Below are 21,021 nucleotides of genomic sequence, written 5' to 3'. Positions count from 1 at the left end.
TGTGATCGACAACTATGAGATCCCTACCAGAAAAAGTGCGATCCAAATGACCATCAGCACACCGTTGGCCACTGAGCCAACCTTGCTGTATAGAAATGCACGGTTCTGTTCGGAAAAACTTTTCAGTCCCAGAATAAACCCAAATACAGACAAACCGAGAGCCAGGATTCCAAGTGCTCCCAGATACATACCTCCCTGTCCGTTCAGTGCAAGGGCACAGATGGCTGCTCCCAAAAACAGCAGGCCGGACACCAGCGCCAGGATAGAGGATTCCACTCCGCCTCTGGTATGTCTTTTTTTCGTAAATGAATATTTATAGCGTTTCTTTGCCATGCTGTTTCCTCCTGTTTTTTCTATATATAAAATGGCTGACAGCAAAAAGGATATATCCAAATGCCGCGCCAGTTGTATTCAAAATCATATCATCCACATCAAAGCATCCCAGCTTTGTGATAAGCTGTATGGTTTCCACGCAAAGGCTCAGTGCAAAACCGGAAAAAGTGATAAAAAAGAATCCCCTTGCATTTCTGCAAATGATGGGAAGGATCAGGCCAAAAGGAACAAAACCTATTACATTACCAAACAGATTAGATACCACTGCAAAAACTCCAAGCTGCTCTTTGTATATCCAAAATCTTCTGATTTCCTGAAACGGAGTCAAGTTGTAGTGGTATTCCCTCTGGGCAAACTCCACACCGCTGAACCGCTCCGCAAAAAACAGGAAATAAATAAGCGCGAGTATATAAATCAGGAACAAGACAGTTCCTGCCGCTTTAATTTTCCTTTTTGTTTTATTTTTCAATGTTCTAAACTCCTATTGCATAGTCTCTCCTATGTATGAAGAAGAGGGCCGCCTAAAAACGCCCTCTTCTCTATCCTTGACAACAGAAAGTGTGTTTCGCGCCCTTTCTATTGTTCTGGTGTTATTCTGTCCGGCTAGAATGTGATTTCACTTCTCTTTTTTAAAAGTCTGGTTCCGTTTATAATAAGCATAACTCCGCTTACAATACTTGTAACCATAACGACGATTCCCAGCACCAGAGAGGTAACTCCGGCACATGACATAGTCTTGTAAATCTTTTCGTTCATCCAGCACACTTCCTTCCGTCCCGACAAAGTCCGATGATTGTCTTATTCTTTTACGCCATATTTCTCATAATATGCATCAATGGCTGCTTTCATCTTATCATCAATGATAATACTTCCTTTGTACTCTTTGTTGTACAGATGCTCCACAACCTCCTCCATGGTTACAATGGCAGTTGTTGCAAGGCCGTACTTCTCTTCGATTTCTTTGAGTGCGCTCTTCTCGCCCTGTCCCCGCTCCATGCGGTCCACAGATACCACAAGGCCGATGGGGCTTACATTGCCCTGTGCCTTGATAATGGGAAGTGTCTCAGCGATGGAGGTCCCTGCGGTTGTCACGTCCTCGATGATGACTACCTTATCGCCGTCTGAAATGGGGCTTCCCAGAAGGATCCCCTTATCCCCATGGTCCTTAACTTCCTTCCTGTTGGAACAGTAACGGATATCCTTACCGTAAAACTCACTGATCGCCATGGTCGCAGCCACCGTCAGCGGTATTCCTTTGTAAGCCGGTCCGAACAGTACATCAAAGTCAAGTCCGAACTTGTCTGCAATGGCTCTGGCATAGTATTCTCCCAGCTTGCGAAGCTGTGCTCCTGTTCTATAAAATCCGGTGTTTACGAAAAACGGGGTATTCCGTCCGCTCTTTGTGACGAAGTCTCCGAATTTCAGCACCTGGCAGTCCACCATAAATTCAATAAATTCCTGTTTGTACGCTTCCATCGAATTTCCTCCTAGTTTTCTCTTCCCGTTTATTCTACCACACCGATCAGGGATTGAATATCCTCAATTTTATTTTTCTTCATATAATCTTCAATCCCCTGCACAGTCTCCACCGTTGCATATGGGTTGGTGAAGTTGGCAGTTCCTATGGACACGGCTGTGGCACCGGCCAAAATGAATTCCAGGGCATCCTCCGCATTACAGATACCGCCCATACCGATAATGGGCAGCTTCACCGCACGTGCCACCTGATAGACCATGCGGACAGCAACCGGTTTTAAACAAGGTCCCGACATACCGCCGGTCTTGTTTGCCAGAGCAAAAGCTCTCTTATTGATATCTATCTTCATGCCTGTCAGGGTATTGATCAGGGATAGCACATCCGCGCCGCCTGCCTGGGCTGCTCTTGCCATCTCCGTAATATCCGTAACATTCGGACTAAGCTTCATGATGATGGGCTGTTTGGCGTATTTTTTAATTTCTCTTGTGATCGCCTCCACTGCTTTGGGATCCTGTCCGAACGCAATGCCGCCCTCTTTTACATTAGGACAGGAAATATTGATCTCCAGCATATCCACTTCTTCATCAGCCAGGCGCTCCACTACTTCACAGTATTCCTCTGTGCTCTTGCCGCATACATTGACAATGATCTTTGTATCATATTTTTTCAGAAAAGGAATATCTCTCCGGCAGAATACATCAATCCCGGGATTCTGCAGTCCAATGGCGTTTAACATTCCGCAGGAAGTCTCCGCAATACGCGGTGTGGGGTTTCCGGGCCAGGGCACACTGGCAACGCCTTTCGTCACAACAGCGCCCAGACGGCTCAGATCTACAAACTCACTGTATTCCGCCCCAGAGCCAAAGGTTCCGGAGGCTGTCATAACCGGATTTTTCAGTTCCACACCTGCCAGATTTACTTTTGTATTCATCAAAGCTCTACCTCCGTGCTCAAAAATACCGGGCCATCCTTGCAGATTCGTTTATTATGCACATGGGAATGCCCGTCCACTTCCTTTGACTGACAGACACATGCCAGACAGGCACCGATTCCGCATGCCATCTTCTCTTCAAGAGAAATGTAGCATGTTATATTCTTCTCCTCCGCATAAGTCTTTACCGCCCGCAGCATGGGAGTGGGACCGCAGGCAAGGATAACGTCCGGTTCTATTTTGTTCTCACGGATCGCATCCATGACATTTCCCCTGGTGCCCACGCTTCCATCCTCTGTTGCAATAAAAAGCCTGCCCGCCGCCTCCAATTCTTTCTCAAGAAAGAGGTCCGCATTCCGGTAACCGGATATAATGGTAACGTCCGCGTCGGCCTCCTTTGCTGTCTGCAGCATAGGAGGCACACCGATACCTCCGCCTATCATAAGCACATGTTTTCCCTTAATCTCTTCCATAGGAAAACCATTTCCCAGAGGGCCAAGGATATCCAGGGTGTCGCCTGCACAGGCGTTTGAAAACTCTTCTGTCCCCTTTCCCACGGTTCTGTATACGATCCTGAGGCTTCCCGCCTCCCTGTCTATCTCACACAGACTGATGGGACGGGGGAGCATCCTGCTTTTGTCATTGCTGTAGATTGAGATAAACTGTCCCGGTACGGAAACTGCGGCGATCTCATCAGCCGCAAGCCACATACTGTACACACCTTCTGCCAGCTTTTCCTGTTTTAACACTGTACTTGTTATCTTTGCTTTTGCCATGGTCCTCTCCTTATTTTGCAGCCTGCAGGGCGCCGTCGATATCTGCGATCATATCTTCCACTGCCTTGCGGGAAGCATCTGCAAAGTTAGCCTCGCCTATCTGTGCATATTTTTCCTGCTTGTAGGCAGCGATAATGCCCCGGGAGGAATTGACGATAGCGCCCAGACCGTCTTCATTAAAGAAGTGCACCAGATCTTTTCCCTGTCCGCCCTGGGCACCGTATCCCGGCACCAGGATATAGGCTTTCGGCATAATGCGGCGGAGGATTTTCCCCATCTCCGGATAAGTGGCGCCTACCACAGCGCCGATATAGCTGTAGGTGTCACCCATGCATTCCTGTCCCCACTCTGCCACTTTCTCGCCGACCAGTTCGTAGAGAGGCCTTCCGTTTACAAGCTGATCCTGGAACTCACCGCTGGAAGGATTGGAGGTCTTCACCAGAATGAAAAGGCCCTTTTTCTCTTTCTTACACACATCAATGAACGGATTCACTCCATCGGAACCCAAATAAGGATTCACTGTCACAAAATCTTCGTCAAACCCGGCATATTCCTTGCTGCCCACCTGTACTTTGCCGATATGTCCGGCAGCGTAAGCCGCAGATGTGGAACCGATATCACCACGTTTGATGTCTCCGATGACTACCAGGTCTTTTTCCTTGCAGTAATCCACTGTCTTTTTGAAAGCCATAAGACCCGGAATGCCAAACTGTTCATACATGGCGATCTGTGGTTTTACCGCAGGGATCAGATCATAAGTGGCATCCACGATTTCCTTGTTGAACTGCCAGATTGCTTCGGCTGCCCCTTCCAGCGTCTCGCCGCACGCTTTGAATGCTGCCTCCTGGATGTGTTTTGGAATATAATTAAGCATAGGATCCAGACCCACCACAATAGGTGCGTGGGTCTTTCTGATTTTCTCTGTAAGTTTATTGATCATGGTTTTTCCTCCGTATTTCTCTTATGGATAATTCTTTGTTATCTGGTCATGCCATCCTGGATATAGGCGATCCTGCCGTCACAGATCGTGGCTTTTACCAGACCTTTGACCTTGCGTCCGTGGAATGGGGTGTTCTTTCCTTTTGACAGAAATGTCATAGAGTCAATGACATATTCCGCATCCGGGTCGATGATGGTCACATCCGCCGCTTTCCCCTCTTCCAGGGAGCCTCTGTCCAGTCCAATGATCTTGGCCGGATTGTAGCTCATTTTCTCAGCCATCTGCATAGGGGTCAGGATCCCTTTGTCCACCAGTTCCGTGATGGTAAGGGCAACGGATGTCTCCAGCCCTACAATACCAAACGGCGCTCTGGTGATAGGCATGGTTTTCTCCTCGCGGCTGTGGGGCGCATGGTCGGTGCTGATCACGTCCATGATATCATTCTTCAGACCGCAGATCAGTGCATCCCTGTCCTCCTTGGTGCGCAGGGGCGGGTTCATTTTATAGTTGGCATCATTGGGGTCCACATCGTCAGAGGTCAGTGTAAAGTGGTGCGGGCAGACCTCACCCGTCACTTTGATCCCCTCTTTTTTTGCAAGTTCTACCATGCGGACGCTCTCCTTGGTGGAGCAGTGGCACAGATGCAGTTTTGCCCCTGTCTCCTTTGCCAAAATGATATCTCTTGCCGCGATGATGTCCTCCACCGCATTGCTGATCCCCGGCAGTCCCATCTCTCTGGAATGCTCGTCCTCATTGACGCAGCCTTTACCCACAATATTCCGGTCCTCACAGTGGGCAAACACCGGGACATCGTATTTCGCTGCGATCCCCATGGCATTCTTATATAATCTGGCATTCATAACGGACTTGCCGTCCTCGCTGATGGCAGGCACTCCCTGCTCGATCATCTCCTCAATATCCGCCAGTTCTTCACCTGCCTGGCCTTTTGTTATGGCACCGATCTGCATCACATGGATGGGTGACAATTCTTTTGCTTTATTCTGCACGTATTTCACACGGTCCGCACTATCGATGACCGGCTTGGTGTTGGGCATGGCAAGAATGGTGGTAAATCCGCCCCTGGCCGCTGCCTTGGAGCCGGATACAATATCTTCTTTGTATGTCAGCCCCGGGTCACGCAGATGTACATGCAGGTCAATGAGACCGGGCATCACATAACAGCCCGTAGCATCAATGACCTTATCTGTCTTGTCCTTGGGCTTTAAGCCCTTGCCTGTCTTTTTAACCTTGCCGCCCTCTATATAGAGGTCGCTTATCTCGTCTGTTTTTGTTGCCGGATCGATGATACGTCCGTTCCTGATCAAAATATTCATAAATTCTTCCTCCGGGACTTTACATCTTTTGATTTTAATAGTAACATACACAATTTCTTTCGTCAATTATACATTTTTACTTGACTTTTTTTCGATTTGCGAATATACTGAATTTGTTAAAGGAATATTGGATATAAATAATTGAAAGTGCATTTAATAAGCTTCCGGTTATCGTGATGTTAAGCGGTTTTTAGAGATTGTATTATTTCTTATTTATAATACCCTCTCTAAAGACCGCTTATTTTTCATAAATAATGGGAACTTTCCACGAAGCGTACTTCCTGTTTTCTTTATCCAATCCTAATTTTTATTTTTTTATTTTATGGAGGTAACACTATGAACAAGGGAACTGTAAAATGGTTTAATGCAGAAAAAGGCTACGGATTCATCACAGGTGAAGACGGACAGGATGTATTCGTACACTTCTCCGCTATCAATGGAGATGGTTTTAAATCCCTGGAAGAAGGACAGGCTGTATCTTATGATTTAACTGAAGGCGCTCGTGGAATGCAGGCAGCTAACGTAGAAAAATTATAATTTCCGGATAAACTGTACGAAAAACGCGGCTGGACAGAAGATTCTGTCCAGCCGTTTTTTGTTCTAAATGGAAGCCCTGCCGGCTTCCCTCTATTTTTATTCCCTGCTGCATTTTTTATTCTCATACATATTCTTGTCTGCCTGCTCGACCAGCTCGTGCAGCCACTTATCCGACTCCCCGGCTTTCCTGCCTGTGGCATGTCCCGCCGCAATGGAAATTTTCACTTCATGCTCAGAATTATATTTTTCCTGGGCTTCTTTTAAATTCTCCTCCCAGGTCCGGATGCTCTGCAGGTGTCTCAGCAGGATCAAGAACTCATCTCCTCCGATTCTATATATCTCCCCAAAACCGCAGAATGCCTCCTGCAGACATTTCGCGCACCCCTTGATCATCTCATCCCCGGCTTTGTGCCCCAGGGTATCGTTCACTTTCTTCAGACCGTTTAAATCTGCCATGACTGCTGACAGCTCCTGTCCCAAAGACATGGTCTCCTGCAGTTTTTGCAGGCGCATCTCATAAGCGGAACGGTTTCCCAGCTTTGTCATAACATCCATATACGCCAGTTCTTCCAAAATCCTGTCCCCGGTCCTGCCCTCCAAAATTTCATTGACCTGCCGTATGGTCATGCAGATCAGTGCACACATGAATCCCAGAAGGCCCAGCTGATAATACATGGCATATCTGCTCCCCACCCCTGTATAAAAAGAAAGCAGGGATACGGCTGCCATAAACATTAAAAAAAACACGCCGATAAAAAAGATTTTAGCATACTGGGCTTTACTGCTCCTAAGCTCCTTTGCCATATAGAGAACTAAACAAACAATGGCTGCCCCATAGAGCACATGGGTAACCGGCAGCATATTCATCAGCTTACATATCCCGGTCAGATACAGAAGGCTCTGCACCAGCACATTGCAGACCAGAATCGTCTTCATCCAGTCAAGCATGACTGACTTTCTGCCGCATACTTCACTGATGAAGGAGAGCATGGGAATCGGGAACATATAAAACGCATAAAAGGATATGAGACAGATAAACCGTGGCCAAGAGACAAAAAATATCATAATTCTGGAATCCGTGAGAATCCACAGGGCTGATACCAGAATAAAAACCCACGCATGAAACACGCTGGATACCCGGACCTCTTCCCTGACCCTCAAAAGCAGCCATAAAAGAAAAAGACCCGCGCTCAACACCAGAAGCACCAAACAAAAAATCATTTTGGGCTGTTCCTGCATCCAGATATGCAAAAGCAGACTCTCCCTGCTGTCCAAATAGATGACAGGTATCTGCCAATGCAAACTCTTATTATAGCGGCCAAGCCTGATCGCTATGTCTTTTCCGCAATCTTCTTTGTTAAGCTTTATCATGCACAGTGTATTACCCATCATACTGCGGAATAATCCCGTCTGTTCTTCTGTATACCGGTATCTGCTCTCACCATCAATAAAAACCTCTACCTGCTGATAGTGGTTCAAAAATCCCAGATACTTCTCCTCCTCCAAAAAGTCCGGAACCGTCTGCTGCAGGATAAATTCCCCTCCGCTGATTTTGATCCTGGAAGGTACCTGGCATATCTGTTTTGTACCATCCTCCGCATTATAATACCAGCCTGTATCCCATTTATGGAGGCCGCTGTTTTTTTCCGGAAGGTTCTCAGGCCCTGCCTGCAGTGCTGTAAGAACAAGCAGTACTACCACGGGCACAGCCGTAAAAATCAAAATCCAGCGCCAAATACCTCTGATTCCCTTTTCTCTCACCAGCATCCCTCCATCTAAACGCCCAAACACTACTGCGTATCTTCTCATATCATGAAAAAAGGAAATGCATCTCTGCATTTCCAATCCTGCTTTCCCTGTATGCTTATTCAGCCTCTTCTCCTGCAGAGAGCTCCTGGAGATAATCTGTCATGGCTGTAACATTCATTTCAGTTGTAACAGCCTCTCCCTCTGTGTCCTCTTTCGTTGCAAGGCTGTAAGCAGAATAGCCAATCCATCCCACGATCAGCAGACAAACTGCGGAAACGATCACTTTCTCCAGTAAAAGAGCCCGTGCTTCTTTTTTCTGGATCTTATCGCGGTTATTCTTATTCTTTTTATATTTATCGACTTTTTCCTGGCTCATGATGCTTCTCCTTATGTAAAGTAATGAGTATTCTCTGGTTTTTAATTATAGCACATCTTTTTTTATTTTACCACTCTTTTGAAATTTCTTCTTCCCCGATGCCGTACTGCGTTACTGTTCACTCCGTGTCCAGTAACACGCTTCGCAATGCACAGATATTGAGCATTCTGCTTTATCGCGCTGGCTGCCTCGGGATTTTCATGCTTTCAGCATGAAAACGCCTCCCGGCACAGTGGCCTGTGTACAGTAACCGTACTGCTCCATAAAATCCCTGAGTTCAGCCTGGCTTTTGATCAGGTACATATCCTGGAATTTTCCTATTTTTAAATCTTTGAATCCTGCCACCTGTTCTCCGGTACAGATACTTCTAACTACAGGCTTCACAGCCACGCGGTCATAAGGAATAATGGATCCACTTCCTTTTCTCTTATACCAGTCCCAGGGTTTTTAATAAAAACAGCCATCCGGTCAGTGTAAACGCCGAAAAAAACGTAGTCAGCATAACTGTGCTGGAAGTCATCACGCCCTCATGCCCCATATTTTTCGCCATGACGAAGCAGCTCACGGTTGTGGCTGACCCCAGCATGACCAGTATGGCGATCAGGCGTTCCCCGGTATACCCGAGACGGACAGCAAGGGGAAGGAAAACGGCAGCCAGAACCACCAGTTTTATCACACTCGCCAGCACAGAGGACCTAAGCTTTGCCAATGCCTTCTTTCCTTCAAAGGAAGCCCCCATCGCCATAAGGCCCAGAGGGGTTGCCAGGACTGCCACGTTCTTCACTGTTTTCTGCATGATCTCCGGCTGAGGGATTCGGAGTACAGACCATAGAATGCCGGCCAGGATACCCAGTATAATTGGATTGGTCACGATCCCCTTTGCTGTCTGAAGCAAAAGTTTTCTGTCAAGCTTCTTTCGTCCGGGCTTCATGAGGGACAACACCACCACCGCCGCCGCATTGTAGAGGGGAACCGTTCCCACGATCATAAGAGGCGCCATTCCGGAACTGCCATAGATATTCTGGATAAACGCAATACCCAGAATAGCGGCACTGCTCCTGTAGGATGCCTGCACAAACTCCCCCCGGATATCCTCCTCCACCAGAAACCTGGCGAGGAGGGTGATCACCGTAATACTTACAAGGGTAGCCAGAAAACAAAACAGGACAAATCCGCCGTCCCAGCTTTCCCGCACATCCACAGAAGAAATGTCCTGAAATACCAGCGCCGGTATGGCTGCCACAAAGACAAAACGGTTGAGCTTTGCCACAAAATCAGCACTCATCAGTCCCAGATACCGGAACAGAAGTCCCAGAAGCATAGTGAGAAAGATGGGCAGCGTGGCATTCAGGCTGAATATGAGATTTTCCAATGCTTTCAGCCTTCCTTCACCAGTACCTTCAAAACTTCTCCGATATACATAGTGTGATAGTCTTTTTCAGGATACCACTTTTCGTCATTTTCCGGTGCATCAAAGTTTTCCGGGAAAATATCTCCGTGATACATTTTCTTGCAGACAAACACCAGACTGGCCTCCTCAAACGCGGGAGTGCCGTCCACAAAGCAGGCGGTCAGACCGGCCTCTGTGATCTTATCCCTGTCACGTCCGGACACGCTGCCGCAGAGACTCAGGGCTTTTTTGTACTCTTTAGGGAAGAAGGAGATGGTAAAGGTATCGTTTGCATCCACGAATTCCTTTGTGTACCGCTGAGGACGGATGTAAGCTGTCACCACATCTTTTCCCCAGATCACACCAACGCCGCCCCAGCTTGCAGTCATGGTATTGTATTTTTCCTCTGTTCCCGCTGTGATCAGCATCCACTCTTTTCCGATCTTGGTAAATGGATTGAACTGTAATTCCTCTGTTTTTACTTCTTTAAATGCCATAATGATTCCTTCCTTTCTACACTTATACCGCCACGCATTCATACGGCCGCACAGCCAATGCGCAGACCTGCTTAACTGCTGCTACAATCTGCCGTATAATTTTGTCATATGCCAGATCCTGCCTTTTAATTCGTCTGAAAATGCATTTTTTCCCATCCTCCACTTCCAGTTGTCCCCTAATGTGGAAGGGGTATTGATCCTTGCCTCACTGCCAAGGCCCAGATAATCCTGTACCGGTATGATGCAGGTGTCCGCCACGCTGCGCATGGCAAGGCTGATCAGATCCCAGTGCTGCTCCTCCTTTGGCGTATGGAAGCTGTTCATGTATCGGAGAGCAACATCCCTGTCCCAGTCTGTCAAGTGCTCATACCAGCCCATTGTAGTGTCATTGTCATGGGTTCCTGTGTAGACCACACAGTTTCTGTCATATTTATAGGTGAGATAGTCACTGTTCTCACTGGTGTCAAAAGCAAACTGCAGCACTTTCATGCCCGGATACCCGCTGTCACGCAGCAGCTTATACACGGTCTCCGTGAGAAATCCCAAATCTTCCGCAATGATGTTCCGCTCTCCCAGCTCTTCTTTCATGGTATGGAACAAATCCATGCCCGGCCCCTTTTCCCAGTGTCCGTTTTGTGCCGTATCATCTCCGTAAGGGATGGAATAATACTCATCAAATCCCCTGAAATGGTCAATACGCACAATATCAAAGAGTTTAAAGCAGTGGCTGATCCTGCGCATCCACCAGCCATAGTGCATTCTCTTGTGGTAATCCCAACGGTACAGGGGATTGCCCCAAAGCTGGCCTGTGGCAGAAAACCCGTCCGGCGGACATCCGGCCACTGCTATGGGCAGATTATTTTCATCCAGCTGGAACAGTTCCGGGTTCGCCCAGGTATCCGCGCTGTCAAAGGCCACATAGATCGGGATATCCCCAACGATCTGAATCCCCTTTTCATGGGCATAATTCTTCACATTTTTCCACTGTTCAAAAAATTCAAACTGCAGGTACTGATAAAAAATAATGTCCTCACGCAGCTCGTCCTGATATTTTTTCAGGGCAGCAGGCTCTCTCAGGCGCACTTCCTCATCCCATTCAATCCAGCTTTTGCCGCCAAATTTATTCTTCACAGCCATGTAGAGGGCATAATCATCCAGCCAGTGGTTATTTTCCACACAAAACGTGAGGAAATTGCCGTCGGAAAGGATTTTACTTCTCTCAAATGCTTTCCGAAGGAGAGGAAAACGGCTCTCGTATATTTTCCCATAGTCAATATAGGAGGGATGGTCTCCCCAGTCGCAGGCATCGCACTCTTCCTTTTTAAGCCATCCTTTTCCGATCAGGACATTCAAATCTATGAAATAGGGGTTGCCTGCAAAAGTGGAAAAGGACTGATAGGGGGAATCCCCGTAGCTGGTAGGTCCCAGCGGCAGTATCTGCCAGAGCTTCTGACCGGTATCCCTCAAAAGGTCAATAAACTCATATGCCTCCTTTGAAAATGCTCCAATGCCGTATGGAGACGGCAGACTGGCGATTGGCAGCAGCATTCCACTTCTTCTCATATCACTATTCCTCTTCCTTGCCGTTTTTATAGTCAATTTTTATCAGGGTAAGCCCCCGCGCCGGTGCGGTGGGGCCGGCTGCTTTCCTGTCTCTGGCAGCCAGTATCTCCCGGATTTTTTCAGGGGGATAGGCCCCGCCGCCGATCTCCATCAGCGTGCCTGCCAGAATCCGCACCATATTGTACAAGAATCCGCTGCCGGTAATGCGCATGGTGATCAGGTCGTTCTCACGTTCCACTGAAAACCCGTGAATGGTCCTGACCGTAGTCTTCACCTGCGCCCCGGAACCGCAGAAGCTTTTAAAATCATGTTCTCCCAGCAGATATTCCCCCGCCTTTCTCATCTTCTCTATATCCATGGGGATATAAGTAAAATGAGAATAAAACCGCTCTGTGGGCACAGGAAACCTTCTGTTCAGGATCCGGTACTCATAAGTCTTCTCACTGACCCGGTACCTGGGATGAAAATCTGCGCCTACCTCCTTTGACATCTGGATACGGATATCCTCAGGAAGGCGCTGGTTCAGTGCATAAGATATCTTTTCCCCGGGCATCCTGGCATTTGTGTCAAACACGGCCACATTGCCCAGGGCGTGTACGCCTGCATCGGTTCTGCTTGCCCCTATGGTCTCCACAGGCTCATGCAGCAGCTCCGACAGATGGCGGTTTAAAACTTCCTGTACCGTAATTCCATTTGGCTGCACCTGCCAGCCGCAGTAGTTTGTGCCATCGTAAGCAACCTCCAGCATAATACGCTTCATACCGGCCCCTCCTAGACGAGCACACGGATCGCAATATCCGCGGCCAGATACAGGAAAATACACACATAAGCAGAGATATCTCTGCTGTGGTATTTAAGAGGCTTCATGGATGTCCGGTTCTCACCGCCGTGATAGCACCGCGCTTCCATGGCCATAGCCAAATCATCCGCTCTTCTGAAAGCGGAGATAAAAAGGGGCACCAGAAGCGGAAGCAGGTTCTTGGCTTTCTGAATCAGACTGCCCTTCTCAAAGTCAGCACCTCTGGCGATCTGGGCTTTCATGATCTTATCCGTCTCCTCCATGAGGATGGGGATGAATCTGAGGGCGATGGACATCATCATGGCAATCTCATGCACGGGAATTCTGATCTTATTCAGGGGCTTCATAAGCCTTTCCAAACCGTCTGTAAGCTGGTTCGGTGTTGTGGTCAGCGTCATGACCGAGGAGCCGATAACCAGGTAGATCAGCCGGATGCCGATCCTCACGGCCTGCAGGATACCTTCCTTTGTGATCTTTAATATCCAAAACTGCCAAAGTACCTTGCCAGGTACCAGAAACAAGTTGAACGCAACGGTGATCAAAAGTATGAAAAACAGCGGTTTCAGGCCTTTCAGCATGAATTTTACAGGAACCTTTGACATGACGATGATCGTCACCAAAAATGCGGTTGCCAGCAAATATCCCCAGAAGGAATCTGCCACGAAAAGGGATACCAGAAACATGATGGTTCCTACAAACTTTACACGGGGGTCCAGCCTGTGGAGAAGCGAATCCGCAGGGTAATATTGTCCGATCGTAATATCTCTTATCATTTGTCCAATCTCTCCAGTGCCTGTAATATACTTGCCTTTGCCTCTTCCACCGTGGTAGCCCGGGTATCCACATGCAGCCCGTGTTCACCGAGCGCGTGCATGATATAGGTGATCTGGGGTGCTGCAAGCCCCATGGCCTCCAGCTCCTTGTAATGGGAAAAGACTTCTCTCGGTACACCGTCAAATGCCTTTTCCCCCTTATTCATCACGATCATGCGCTCCACATATTTCGCGATGTCCTCCATACTGTGGGATACCAGGATCACGGTGATTCCCCGCAGGCTGTGCAGGGATGCGATCTGATCCAGTATCTCATCACGGCCCTGAGGGTCCAGCCCTGCTGTAGGCTCATCCAGGATCAGCACTTCCGGCTCCATGGCCAGAACCCCTGCGATGGCCGCCCGCCGCTTCTGCCCGCCTGACAGTTCAAAAGGAGAACTTTTATAAAACTTTTCCGGTAATCCCGCCTGGGTCAGCGCTCTGACTGCCCTCTCCTCTGCTTCTTCTTTTGAGAACCCCAGATTCTTTGGCCCAAAGCAGACATCCTCCAGAACCTCTGCCTCAAAAAGCTGATGTTCCGGGTACTGGAATACCAGCCCCACCTTGCTTCGCTGCTCCTGCCTGTCATATTTATCTGCCCAGATATCCTGGCCATTATAGAAAACAGTGCCTGATGTAGGTTTCATAAGGCCGTTAAAATGCTGTATCAGTGTAGATTTTCCGCTTCCCGTGTGACCGATAATGCCCATGAACTGACCGTCGGGGATTTCCATATCCACATCCTTTAAGGCGTGCATTTCATAGACGGTTCCCGGACTGTATGTGTATGTGATATGCTCTAATTTTATTGACATAATGCGTTCACCAATTCCTCTGTTGTCAGAATTCCTGCAGGCAGCTTCACTCCCGCCTGTTTCAGTTCATAGGCCAGAAGTGTCACCTGGGGTACATCCAGGCGGTAGGATTTCAACTCCTCCACCCTGGAAAACACCTCCCTAGGTGTTCCCTGCATCACTACTTTCCCCTGGTCCATAATGAAAACACGATCCGCGTTCACCACTTCCTCCATATAATGCGTGATCAGAACAACTGTGATGCCTTCTTTTTCGTTCAGTTCCTTTACTGCGCGGAGCACTTCTTTTCTGCCGTTTGGGTCCAGCATGGCTGTGGGTTCATCCAGTATGATGCATTTGGGGTGCATAGCCATCACACCGGCTATGGCAACCCTCTGCTTCTGCCCGCCTGACAGTTTATTGGGCGAATGATGGCGGTAAGCGGTCATTCCCACTGCCTCCAGACTTTCATTCACCCTCTGCCAGATATGGTCTGTGGGGATCCCCATGTTCTCAGGGCCGAACCCCACATCCTCCTCCACCACAGTACCGATGATCTGATTGTCGGGATTCTGGAAAACCATTCCTGCTTTCTGGCGGATCTTCCAGATCTCCTCTTCCTCCATAGTGTTCATGCCGTCCAGCCACAGCGCGCCCTCCGTAGGAAACAAAAGGGCATTGATATGCTTTGCCAGAGTGGATTTACCGGAGCCGTTGTGTCCCAGAACAGCAATAAACTGTCCTGCTTCGATATCCAGCTCCACATTGTCAAGGGCCCTGTAGGTGCCCTCCACATGGCCGCTTTCATCGTATTTATAATAGTCATGCACCAGTTTAATGGCTTTTACAATTCCCATTTTATATCCTTTCCATTGTACCTGATTTGTAACGATCCAGTCAACTGCATAATCACGGGTATTTACCCAATAAAATCACGCTCCGATGGGGATCTCTGTTATTATTCACGGCTGTTGTCCCGCGAGGTGTTTTTATGCGCTTGCGCATGAAAATCCCGAGGCAGCCAGCGCGATATGGGGCAGAATGCTACATATCTGTGCATCGCGAAGCGTGTTACTGTTTACAGAACTGCGTTTTTTGCAGGGCTGTGAATCGTAACGGATCTCTATTCACTGCAGGTATATCTGTAGACCTCCATATCCTCGCTGTCATCCTCCAAACGGTAGTCAATCTTAGAAAATCCCAGCTTGCGGGCCAGTTTTTTAGAGGCCAGATTGGCACTGCGTATCCTGCAGTACAGGTACACAGCCCCTCTTCTCTTTGCCTCCTCCAAAATACCCCGGCAGGCTTCATAGGCAAATCCTTTTCCTCTGTGTTTTTCATCAATGAGATAACCCAGTTCCACCACGGAGCTGTTGTGGTTCCATATTTTTGGCTCCACCCCTGCACGGCCCACGATCATCCCGCTCTCTTTCTCCTCCAGGACCCAGTAGCCCATATCACACATTTCATACATGTATTTGCGGTAGGAGGGAAAGGCCTCCAGTTCCTCCTCCAGGCTCTTTGCCATTCCTTCCGAGGTATCCGGGGTTCCCTGACTGGTGATCTCCATCATTTTAGGAATATCCTGTTCCGTCATTTCCCGTATCCGCAGTCTTTTTGTCTCACACACCAATGCGGGAAGATGTCTGCCATGGCAGTATACTTTCTCTAAAAAAGCACCGTCAATCTCTTCATATCCCTCGATCACCACATCCGCGGGGCTTAGATCCTGCTTTCCGGAATCCGGGTTGAAGTAGGCGCAGCAGACGATCCCTGCCGCCTTTGCTGCCCTGCATCCGTTGCTGGAGTCCTCCAGGATCAGGCACTCCTCCGGGTCAAGTTTCATCTGCCTGGCGGCTTCCAAAAATACATCCGGTGCCGGTTTTGGGTTTTTCACCTGCTCCCCGCTCACAAGAAGTTCAAAATAACCGTCAATCCCCAGACTTGTCACCACCTGCCGGATATAGGCCAAAGGGGAGGAGGAGGCTATAGCCAGACGATATCCGCTGTCTTTGAGACGTCCGAGCAGCTGGGGCACACCCTCTATCATAGGAAAGCCTTCCTCTGCAATGACCTTCTTTTTTATCTGTTCCATAGTCTCAACCAGTTCTTTATCATCTCTGGAAATCCCATAATTATCATGCAGTATATCCATTAAAAAACCATTGGTGGAACCGATACATGGTTTGTAAATCTCATAATCAAGTTCAATCCCCCGCGCTGCAAGCGCCTGTTTCCAGACTCTGTAGTGGACCGGCTCACTGTTGATCAACACGCCGTCCATGTCGAAAATAATTCCTTTTAACATACTATCTCCCTTTTAACGGAACTTTACCCTGTGTTTTCCAAAAAAACGAGGGAGCGCCGCTGTCAAAGCGACACTCCCTCGTATCTCTACACGGTCCTACGCCGGCTCAAACAGCAAACTTTCCGCCAGCTCCCAGATTTCCTCTCTCCCCTGCTTTGTCTCAGCGGAGAATGGGATCACTCTTGTGCCCGGACGCAGCGCAAGCCCTTCTTTTAAGGCTTTTACATGCTTCGGTACCTGGCTTCTCTTTAATTTGTCCACTTTTGTTGCTATGATAATCGGCTCATATCCGTTGTGCACAATCCAGTCATACATGGTTTTATCGTTGGCAGATGGGTCATGGCGGATATCGATCAGCAGAAATACTGCTTTCAATTCCTTTGTATTCTGCAGATATCTCTCTATCAGCTTTCCCCACTGTTCCTTTACCGCCTGGGCTACTTTTGCGTAGCCGTACCCCGGCAGGTCCACCAGATATAACGCATCATTCACATTATAAAAATTTATAGTCTGTGTCTTTCCGGGGGATGCGCTGGTCCTTGCCAGGGATTTCCTGTTCATAAGCGCATTGATCAGGGAAGATTTCCCTACATTTGATTTCCCCGCAAATGCGATGTGCGGCAGCTCCGTCACGGGAAGCGTGCTTGTGACACCGCAGACAATATCCAGTGATACATTTTTAATTACCATCATTCATCCTCCGAATTTGGTTTCAGACAAAAGCCTGTGCCAGCACTTCTTCCATGGTGCTGACAAATACAATGGTCATGCCGTCTGTGATCTCTTTTTCCATCTCTTCAATATCCGGTCTGTTCTCCCCCGGAACCAGCACAGTTTCAATCCCTGCACTCTTAGCTGCCAGAAGCTTTTCCTTCAGGCCCCCGATCGGCAGTACCCGTCCTCTTAAGGTGATCTCACCGGTCATGGCAAGATCTGCCTTCACCGGTGTTCCGGTCACTGCGGAGAGCATGGCAGTGGCCATGGTGATTCCCGCGGACGGACCGTCCTTAGGTACCGCTCCCTCAGGAATGTGGATATGTAAATCATGTTCCTGGAAAAATTCAGGTTTGATATTATATTTATCCGCTATGGAACGGATGAAACTCACCCCGGTCTGTGCTGACTCTTTCATCACATCCCCCAGCTGTCCGGTGAGCATGAATTCGCCTTTTCCGGGCATGAGGTTTACCTCGATCTGCAGGGTATCACCACCCACGCTGGTCCACGCAAGCCCGCGTACGATTCCAATCTCATCCGTGTTGTTCTTCCTCTGGTAGGTGAACTTGGCACGGCCTAAAAACGCCTCCAGATTCTCTTTCTGCACTGTGACGGATTCCTGCTTATCCTCCAGGATCCGCCTTGCGGTCTTCCTGCAGATTTCACCAATCTTCCGCTCCAATTCCCTGACTCCGGCTTCCTTTGTATAGCCGGTGATCATTTCCCGCAGAACCTCATCCTCCAGAACGAGCTGTCCCTCTTTCAGGCCATGGATCTTCATCTGCTTTGGAACGAGATGTTCTTTGCCGATGTGCCATTTTTCATTTTCCGTATAGCTGCTCACCTCAATGATCTCCATACGGTCCAGAAGCGGCCTTGGTATCGTCTGCAGGTCATTGGCTGTGGCAATGAACAGCACCTCTGACAGATCCAGCGGGATCTCCACATAATGGTCCCTGAACTTGTTATTCTGCTCAGAATCCAGCACTTCCAGAAGTGCGGAAGACGTGTCCCCTTTATAATCGCTGCTGACTTTGTCTATCTCATCCAGAAGCATCAGGGGATTTTTCACACCTGCCTGTATCAGCCCATTGGCGATCCTGCCGGGCATGGCGCCGATATAGGTTCTTCTGTGTCCCCGGATCTCAGCCTCATCCCGTACGCCGCCCAGACAGATGCGGACATATTCCTTGTGGAGCGCCCGCGCCACGGACTTGGCAATGGAGGTCTTTCCTGTTCCAGGAGGACCCACCAGACACAGAATGGGACTTTCACCTTTTTTGGTGAGTGTGCGCACCGCCAGAAATTCCATGATGCGTTCCTTCACCTTGTTAAGGCCATAATGGTCTGTTTCCAGAACCTTGTTGGCCTCTTTTAAGTTCTTATTATCCCTGGTCATCTTATCCCAGGGAAGAGAGAGAAGTGTCTCAATATAACTGCGCATCACACTGGACTCTGCCTGACTGCCTGCCGTATTCTTAAATCGATCCACTTCTTTTATTATCTTGTCTTTCACTTCCCGGGAAGCTTTCAGCTTCCTGGCTTCCTCACGGAACTGGTCCGCCTCGGACCGGGTATCATCTTCGCCCAGCTCTTCCCGAATCAGTTTGAGCTGTTCTCTCAGGATATATTCCCTCTGATTCTTGTCCACCCGCTCTTTTACTTTACTCTGCAGTTCTGCACTGATTTCCAGGACCTCGATCTCATTGGTGAGAATGATTCCCAGTTCCTCATAGCGTTCTTCCAGAGATACCGCTTCCAGAACCTTCTGTCTGTCCTCATATTTCATGGGAAGATGTATGGATATCTGGTCAATGACCTTGCTCACATCATCCAGTTCCAGTATCTGGCCTGCCAGTTCTTTGCTCATCTTTGGATTCACATTGCAGTATTTGACAAAGATCTCTTTCATGCCGCGGAGCATGGCTTCTTCCACACTCTCCTCCACACTTTTCAGTTCTTCCACATCAAAGGTAGCTGCCTCGGCATTCAGATAGTATTCACTTTCCGTAAAACGGAGCAGTTCAGCCCGCTCCATTCCCTCTACCAGGACCCGGACAATATTCTTGGGCAGTTTTACAAGCTGCTTTATCTCCGCAACGGTTCCAATTTTATATAAATCTTCCTGGCCCGGGTCCTCCACTGCAGGATCCTTCTGGGTGATCAAAAGCACCCTCTGATCCTGCATCATGGCCTTCTCAATGGCCTGTATGGATTTTTCCCTGCTCACATCAAAATGGACGATCATGTCAGGAAGGATGGTTGTACCTCTAAGGGCGATGGCCGGCAGATTATAGATTATGTCACTCATTCCCGCGCCTCCTTAATCGTTATGCATATTTATGCAGTTTCTGGTGTTCCCCTCTTGCGTCCACCCTTGTTTCTCCTTGTGGGCGGCTGCATTTCCCCATGTTCAATTAAGGCCTGCCCCTTACCTTCTACCAAGTCTTTTGTGATCTTACAGGAGCGGATCGTCTCGTCAGAAGGCGCTGTATACATAAGGTCCATCATGGTAGACTCCATGATAGCCCGCAGTCCTCTGGCTCCTGTCTTTCTGTCCATGGATTTCTTGGCGATCGCCACCAGGGCATCATCGTCAAAATCCAGGTCCACGCCGTCAATTTCAAAAAGCCTTTTATACTGTCTGATCAGAGAGTTTCTCGGCTCTTTCAGGATCTTCACCAACGCCTCCTCGTCCAGGGCATCCAGGGATACCACCACGGGAACACGGCCTACAAACTCGGGGATCATACCGAATTTTACCAGGTCCTGAGGCATTACCTCTTTGAGGATCTCTCCCACGTTTTTTTCTTTCTTATCTGTCACCACAGCATTGAAACCAATGGCTTTTGTATCCATTCTGTTTTCAATGAGCTTGTTCAGTCCCTCAAAAGCACCGCCGCAGATAAAGAGAATATTGGTGGTATCGATCTGCAGGAATTCCTGATGCGGATGCTTTCTTCCTCCCTGGGGCGGAACACTGGCAACTGTGCCCTCCAGGATCTTCAGAAGTGCCTGCTGTACACCCTCCCCTGATACATCTCTGGTGATCGACGCATTTTCCGATTTTCTTGTTATCTTGTCAATCTCATCAATGTATATGATACCGTACTGCGCACGATCTATATCGTAATCCGCGGCCTGAATGATCTTCAGCAGGATATTTTCCACATCCTCACCTACATATCCGGCCTCTGTCAGAGTTGTGGCATCTGCAATGGCAAAAGGCACATTCAACAGTCTGGCCAGTGTCTGAGCCAGCAGCGTCTTACCGGAGCCGGTTGGTCCCAGCATCAAAATATTACTTTTCTGAAGTTCAATGTCGGAATCTTTTCCGGCCATAACTCGCTTATAGTGATTGTAAACGGCTACAGACAGCACTTTTTTCGCCTCATCCTGCCCGATCACATAGTCATCCAGAAATGTTTTGATCTCCTGTGGTTTCAGCAGATTGATCTCTCCGTTGCTGTCCTCCGTGTAACCTGCGCTGTCCTCATCTATGATCTCTGCACAGATCTCCACACATTCATCACAGATATAAGTACCGCTGGGTCCTGCAATCAGTTTCCGTACCTGTTCTTCTGTCTTTCCGCAGAAAGAGCAGCGGATCTTTGGCTCGTTTCCTTTTATCGCCATTCTTCTATTCCTTTCTTGTTTACCGTATTAATGCCGAAAGACCCCCGCAGCT

The 21,021-nt window shown here is 48.5% G+C and carries 23 protein-coding genes; 1 reads left to right on the top strand and 22 read right to left on the bottom strand.

The annotated features are described in order from the left end of the window. Nucleotides 1-12 precede the first annotated feature (12 nt). The 8 genes from C6P39_RS19690 to C6P39_RS19660 form a co-directional block, all read right to left on the bottom strand. On the bottom strand, nt 13-333 hold the full coding sequence (locus C6P39_RS19690) for a DUF6142 family protein (protein ID WP_095170475.1): 321 nt from the start codon (nt 331-333) through the stop codon (nt 13-15). Next, on the bottom strand, nt 314-802 hold the full coding sequence (locus C6P39_RS19685; protein WP_065542414.1) for a VanZ family protein: 489 nt from the start codon (nt 800-802) through the stop codon (nt 314-316). Before C6P39_RS19685 ends, C6P39_RS19690 begins: the two co-directional genes overlap by 20 nt. A gap of 134 nt (nt 803-936) precedes the next feature. Continuing rightward, on the bottom strand, nt 937-1,089 hold the full coding sequence (locus tag C6P39_RS27710) for a hypothetical protein (RefSeq protein WP_167388438.1): 153 nt from the start codon (nt 1,087-1,089) through the stop codon (nt 937-939). 42 nt (nt 1,090-1,131) lie between these two features. Beyond that, nucleotides 1,132-1,809 carry an orotate phosphoribosyltransferase gene (gene pyrE, locus C6P39_RS19680; protein WP_095170479.1) on the bottom strand — a complete coding sequence of 226 codons (678 nt, stop codon included), beginning with the start codon at nt 1,807-1,809 and terminating at the stop codon, nt 1,132-1,134. Nucleotides 1,810-1,838: 29 nt separating this feature from the next. Next, entirely contained in the window at nt 1,839-2,741 is a 903-nt protein-coding gene (locus C6P39_RS19675) for a dihydroorotate dehydrogenase (RefSeq protein ID WP_207657142.1), read from the bottom strand. Next, complete coding sequence (locus C6P39_RS19670) at nt 2,741-3,517, bottom strand: dihydroorotate dehydrogenase electron transfer subunit (RefSeq protein ID WP_104804925.1); 777 nt, start codon at nt 3,515-3,517, stop codon at nt 2,741-2,743. The genes C6P39_RS19675 and C6P39_RS19670 overlap by 1 nt, the downstream gene beginning before the upstream one ends. Before the next feature lie 10 nt (nt 3,518-3,527). Further along, entirely contained in the window at nt 3,528-4,457 is a 930-nt protein-coding gene (pyrF, locus tag C6P39_RS19665) for an orotidine-5'-phosphate decarboxylase (protein WP_095170485.1), read from the bottom strand. Between the two features lie 38 nt (nt 4,458-4,495). Next, on the bottom strand, nt 4,496-5,791 hold the full coding sequence (locus C6P39_RS19660) for a dihydroorotase (RefSeq protein WP_095170487.1): 1,296 nt from the start codon (nt 5,789-5,791) through the stop codon (nt 4,496-4,498). 336 nt (nt 5,792-6,127) lie between these two features. Between C6P39_RS19660 and C6P39_RS19655 the strand changes: the two genes are divergently transcribed. Further along, nucleotides 6,128-6,328, top strand: a complete 201-nt coding sequence (locus tag C6P39_RS19655; protein ID WP_018596689.1) for a cold-shock protein — start codon at nt 6,128-6,130, stop codon at nt 6,326-6,328. 96 nt (nt 6,329-6,424) lie between these two features. Here C6P39_RS19655 and C6P39_RS19650 read toward each other — a convergent pair whose 3' ends face one another. From C6P39_RS19650 to clpX, 14 genes are all read right to left on the bottom strand, one after another. Beyond that, nucleotides 6,425-8,167: a GGDEF domain-containing protein gene (locus tag C6P39_RS19650; RefSeq protein WP_104804924.1), complete on the bottom strand. Its 1,743-nt coding sequence runs from the start codon at nt 8,165-8,167 to the stop codon at nt 6,425-6,427. Between the two features lie 25 nt (nt 8,168-8,192). Continuing rightward, the gene (locus C6P39_RS19645) at nt 8,193-8,453 is read right to left on the bottom strand and encodes a hypothetical protein (RefSeq protein ID WP_095170491.1); all 261 of its coding nucleotides are present in this window, start codon (nt 8,451-8,453) and stop codon (nt 8,193-8,195) included. A gap of 198 nt (nt 8,454-8,651) precedes the next feature. Further along, the gene (locus C6P39_RS19640; protein ID WP_330407099.1) at nt 8,652-8,798 is read right to left on the bottom strand and encodes a hypothetical protein; all 147 of its coding nucleotides are present in this window, start codon (nt 8,796-8,798) and stop codon (nt 8,652-8,654) included. A gap of 82 nt (nt 8,799-8,880) precedes the next feature. Beyond that, a complete protein-coding gene (locus tag C6P39_RS19635) occupies nt 8,881-9,825 on the bottom strand; it encodes an AEC family transporter (RefSeq protein WP_104804922.1) in 945 nt (314 codons plus the stop codon). Nucleotides 9,826-9,830: 5 nt separating this feature from the next. After that, nucleotides 9,831-10,340, bottom strand: a complete 510-nt coding sequence (locus tag C6P39_RS19630) for a flavin reductase family protein (RefSeq protein WP_095170497.1) — start codon at nt 10,338-10,340, stop codon at nt 9,831-9,833. Nucleotides 10,341-10,421: 81 nt separating this feature from the next. Further along, entirely contained in the window at nt 10,422-11,903 is a 1,482-nt protein-coding gene (malQ, locus tag C6P39_RS19625) for a 4-alpha-glucanotransferase (RefSeq protein WP_095170499.1), read from the bottom strand. Between the two features lie 4 nt (nt 11,904-11,907). Beyond that, nucleotides 11,908-12,663 carry a tRNA pseudouridine(38-40) synthase TruA gene (truA, locus tag C6P39_RS19620; RefSeq protein WP_104804921.1) on the bottom strand — a complete coding sequence of 252 codons (756 nt, stop codon included), beginning with the start codon at nt 12,661-12,663 and terminating at the stop codon, nt 11,908-11,910. An 11-nt stretch (nt 12,664-12,674) separates the two neighbouring features. Then, nucleotides 12,675-13,475, bottom strand: a complete 801-nt coding sequence (locus C6P39_RS19615; RefSeq protein ID WP_095170504.1) for an energy-coupling factor transporter transmembrane component T family protein — start codon at nt 13,473-13,475, stop codon at nt 12,675-12,677. After that, on the bottom strand, nt 13,472-14,329 hold the full coding sequence (locus C6P39_RS19610) for an energy-coupling factor transporter ATPase (protein ID WP_104804920.1): 858 nt from the start codon (nt 14,327-14,329) through the stop codon (nt 13,472-13,474). The genes C6P39_RS19615 and C6P39_RS19610 overlap by 4 nt, the downstream gene beginning before the upstream one ends. Next, nucleotides 14,320-15,165: an energy-coupling factor transporter ATPase gene (locus C6P39_RS19605; RefSeq protein ID WP_095170508.1), complete on the bottom strand. Its 846-nt coding sequence runs from the start codon at nt 15,163-15,165 to the stop codon at nt 14,320-14,322. The genes C6P39_RS19610 and C6P39_RS19605 overlap by 10 nt, the downstream gene beginning before the upstream one ends. Before the next feature lie 266 nt (nt 15,166-15,431). Beyond that, complete coding sequence (locus C6P39_RS19600) at nt 15,432-16,616, bottom strand: GNAT family N-acetyltransferase (RefSeq protein ID WP_104804919.1); 1,185 nt, start codon at nt 16,614-16,616, stop codon at nt 15,432-15,434. Nucleotides 16,617-16,712: 96 nt separating this feature from the next. Further along, nucleotides 16,713-17,306, bottom strand: coding sequence for a ribosome biogenesis GTP-binding protein YihA/YsxC (yihA, locus tag C6P39_RS19595; RefSeq protein WP_095170512.1), 594 nt, complete (start codon nt 17,304-17,306; stop codon nt 16,713-16,715). 22 nt (nt 17,307-17,328) lie between these two features. Beyond that, a complete protein-coding gene (gene lon, locus C6P39_RS19590; RefSeq protein ID WP_095170514.1) occupies nt 17,329-19,644 on the bottom strand; it encodes an endopeptidase La in 2,316 nt (771 codons plus the stop codon). 29 nt (nt 19,645-19,673) lie between these two features. Beyond that, complete coding sequence (gene clpX / locus C6P39_RS19585) at nt 19,674-20,969, bottom strand: ATP-dependent Clp protease ATP-binding subunit ClpX (protein ID WP_095170516.1); 1,296 nt, start codon at nt 20,967-20,969, stop codon at nt 19,674-19,676. Nucleotides 20,970-21,021: the final 52 nt, after the last annotated feature.

The organism is Blautia marasmi (assembly GCF_900258535.1).
Lineage (GTDB): Bacteria > Bacillota > Clostridia > Lachnospirales > Lachnospiraceae > Blautia > Blautia hominis.
The sequence above is the reverse complement of the archived record's forward strand: the minus strand, read 5'-3'. Positions and strand labels throughout refer to the sequence as shown.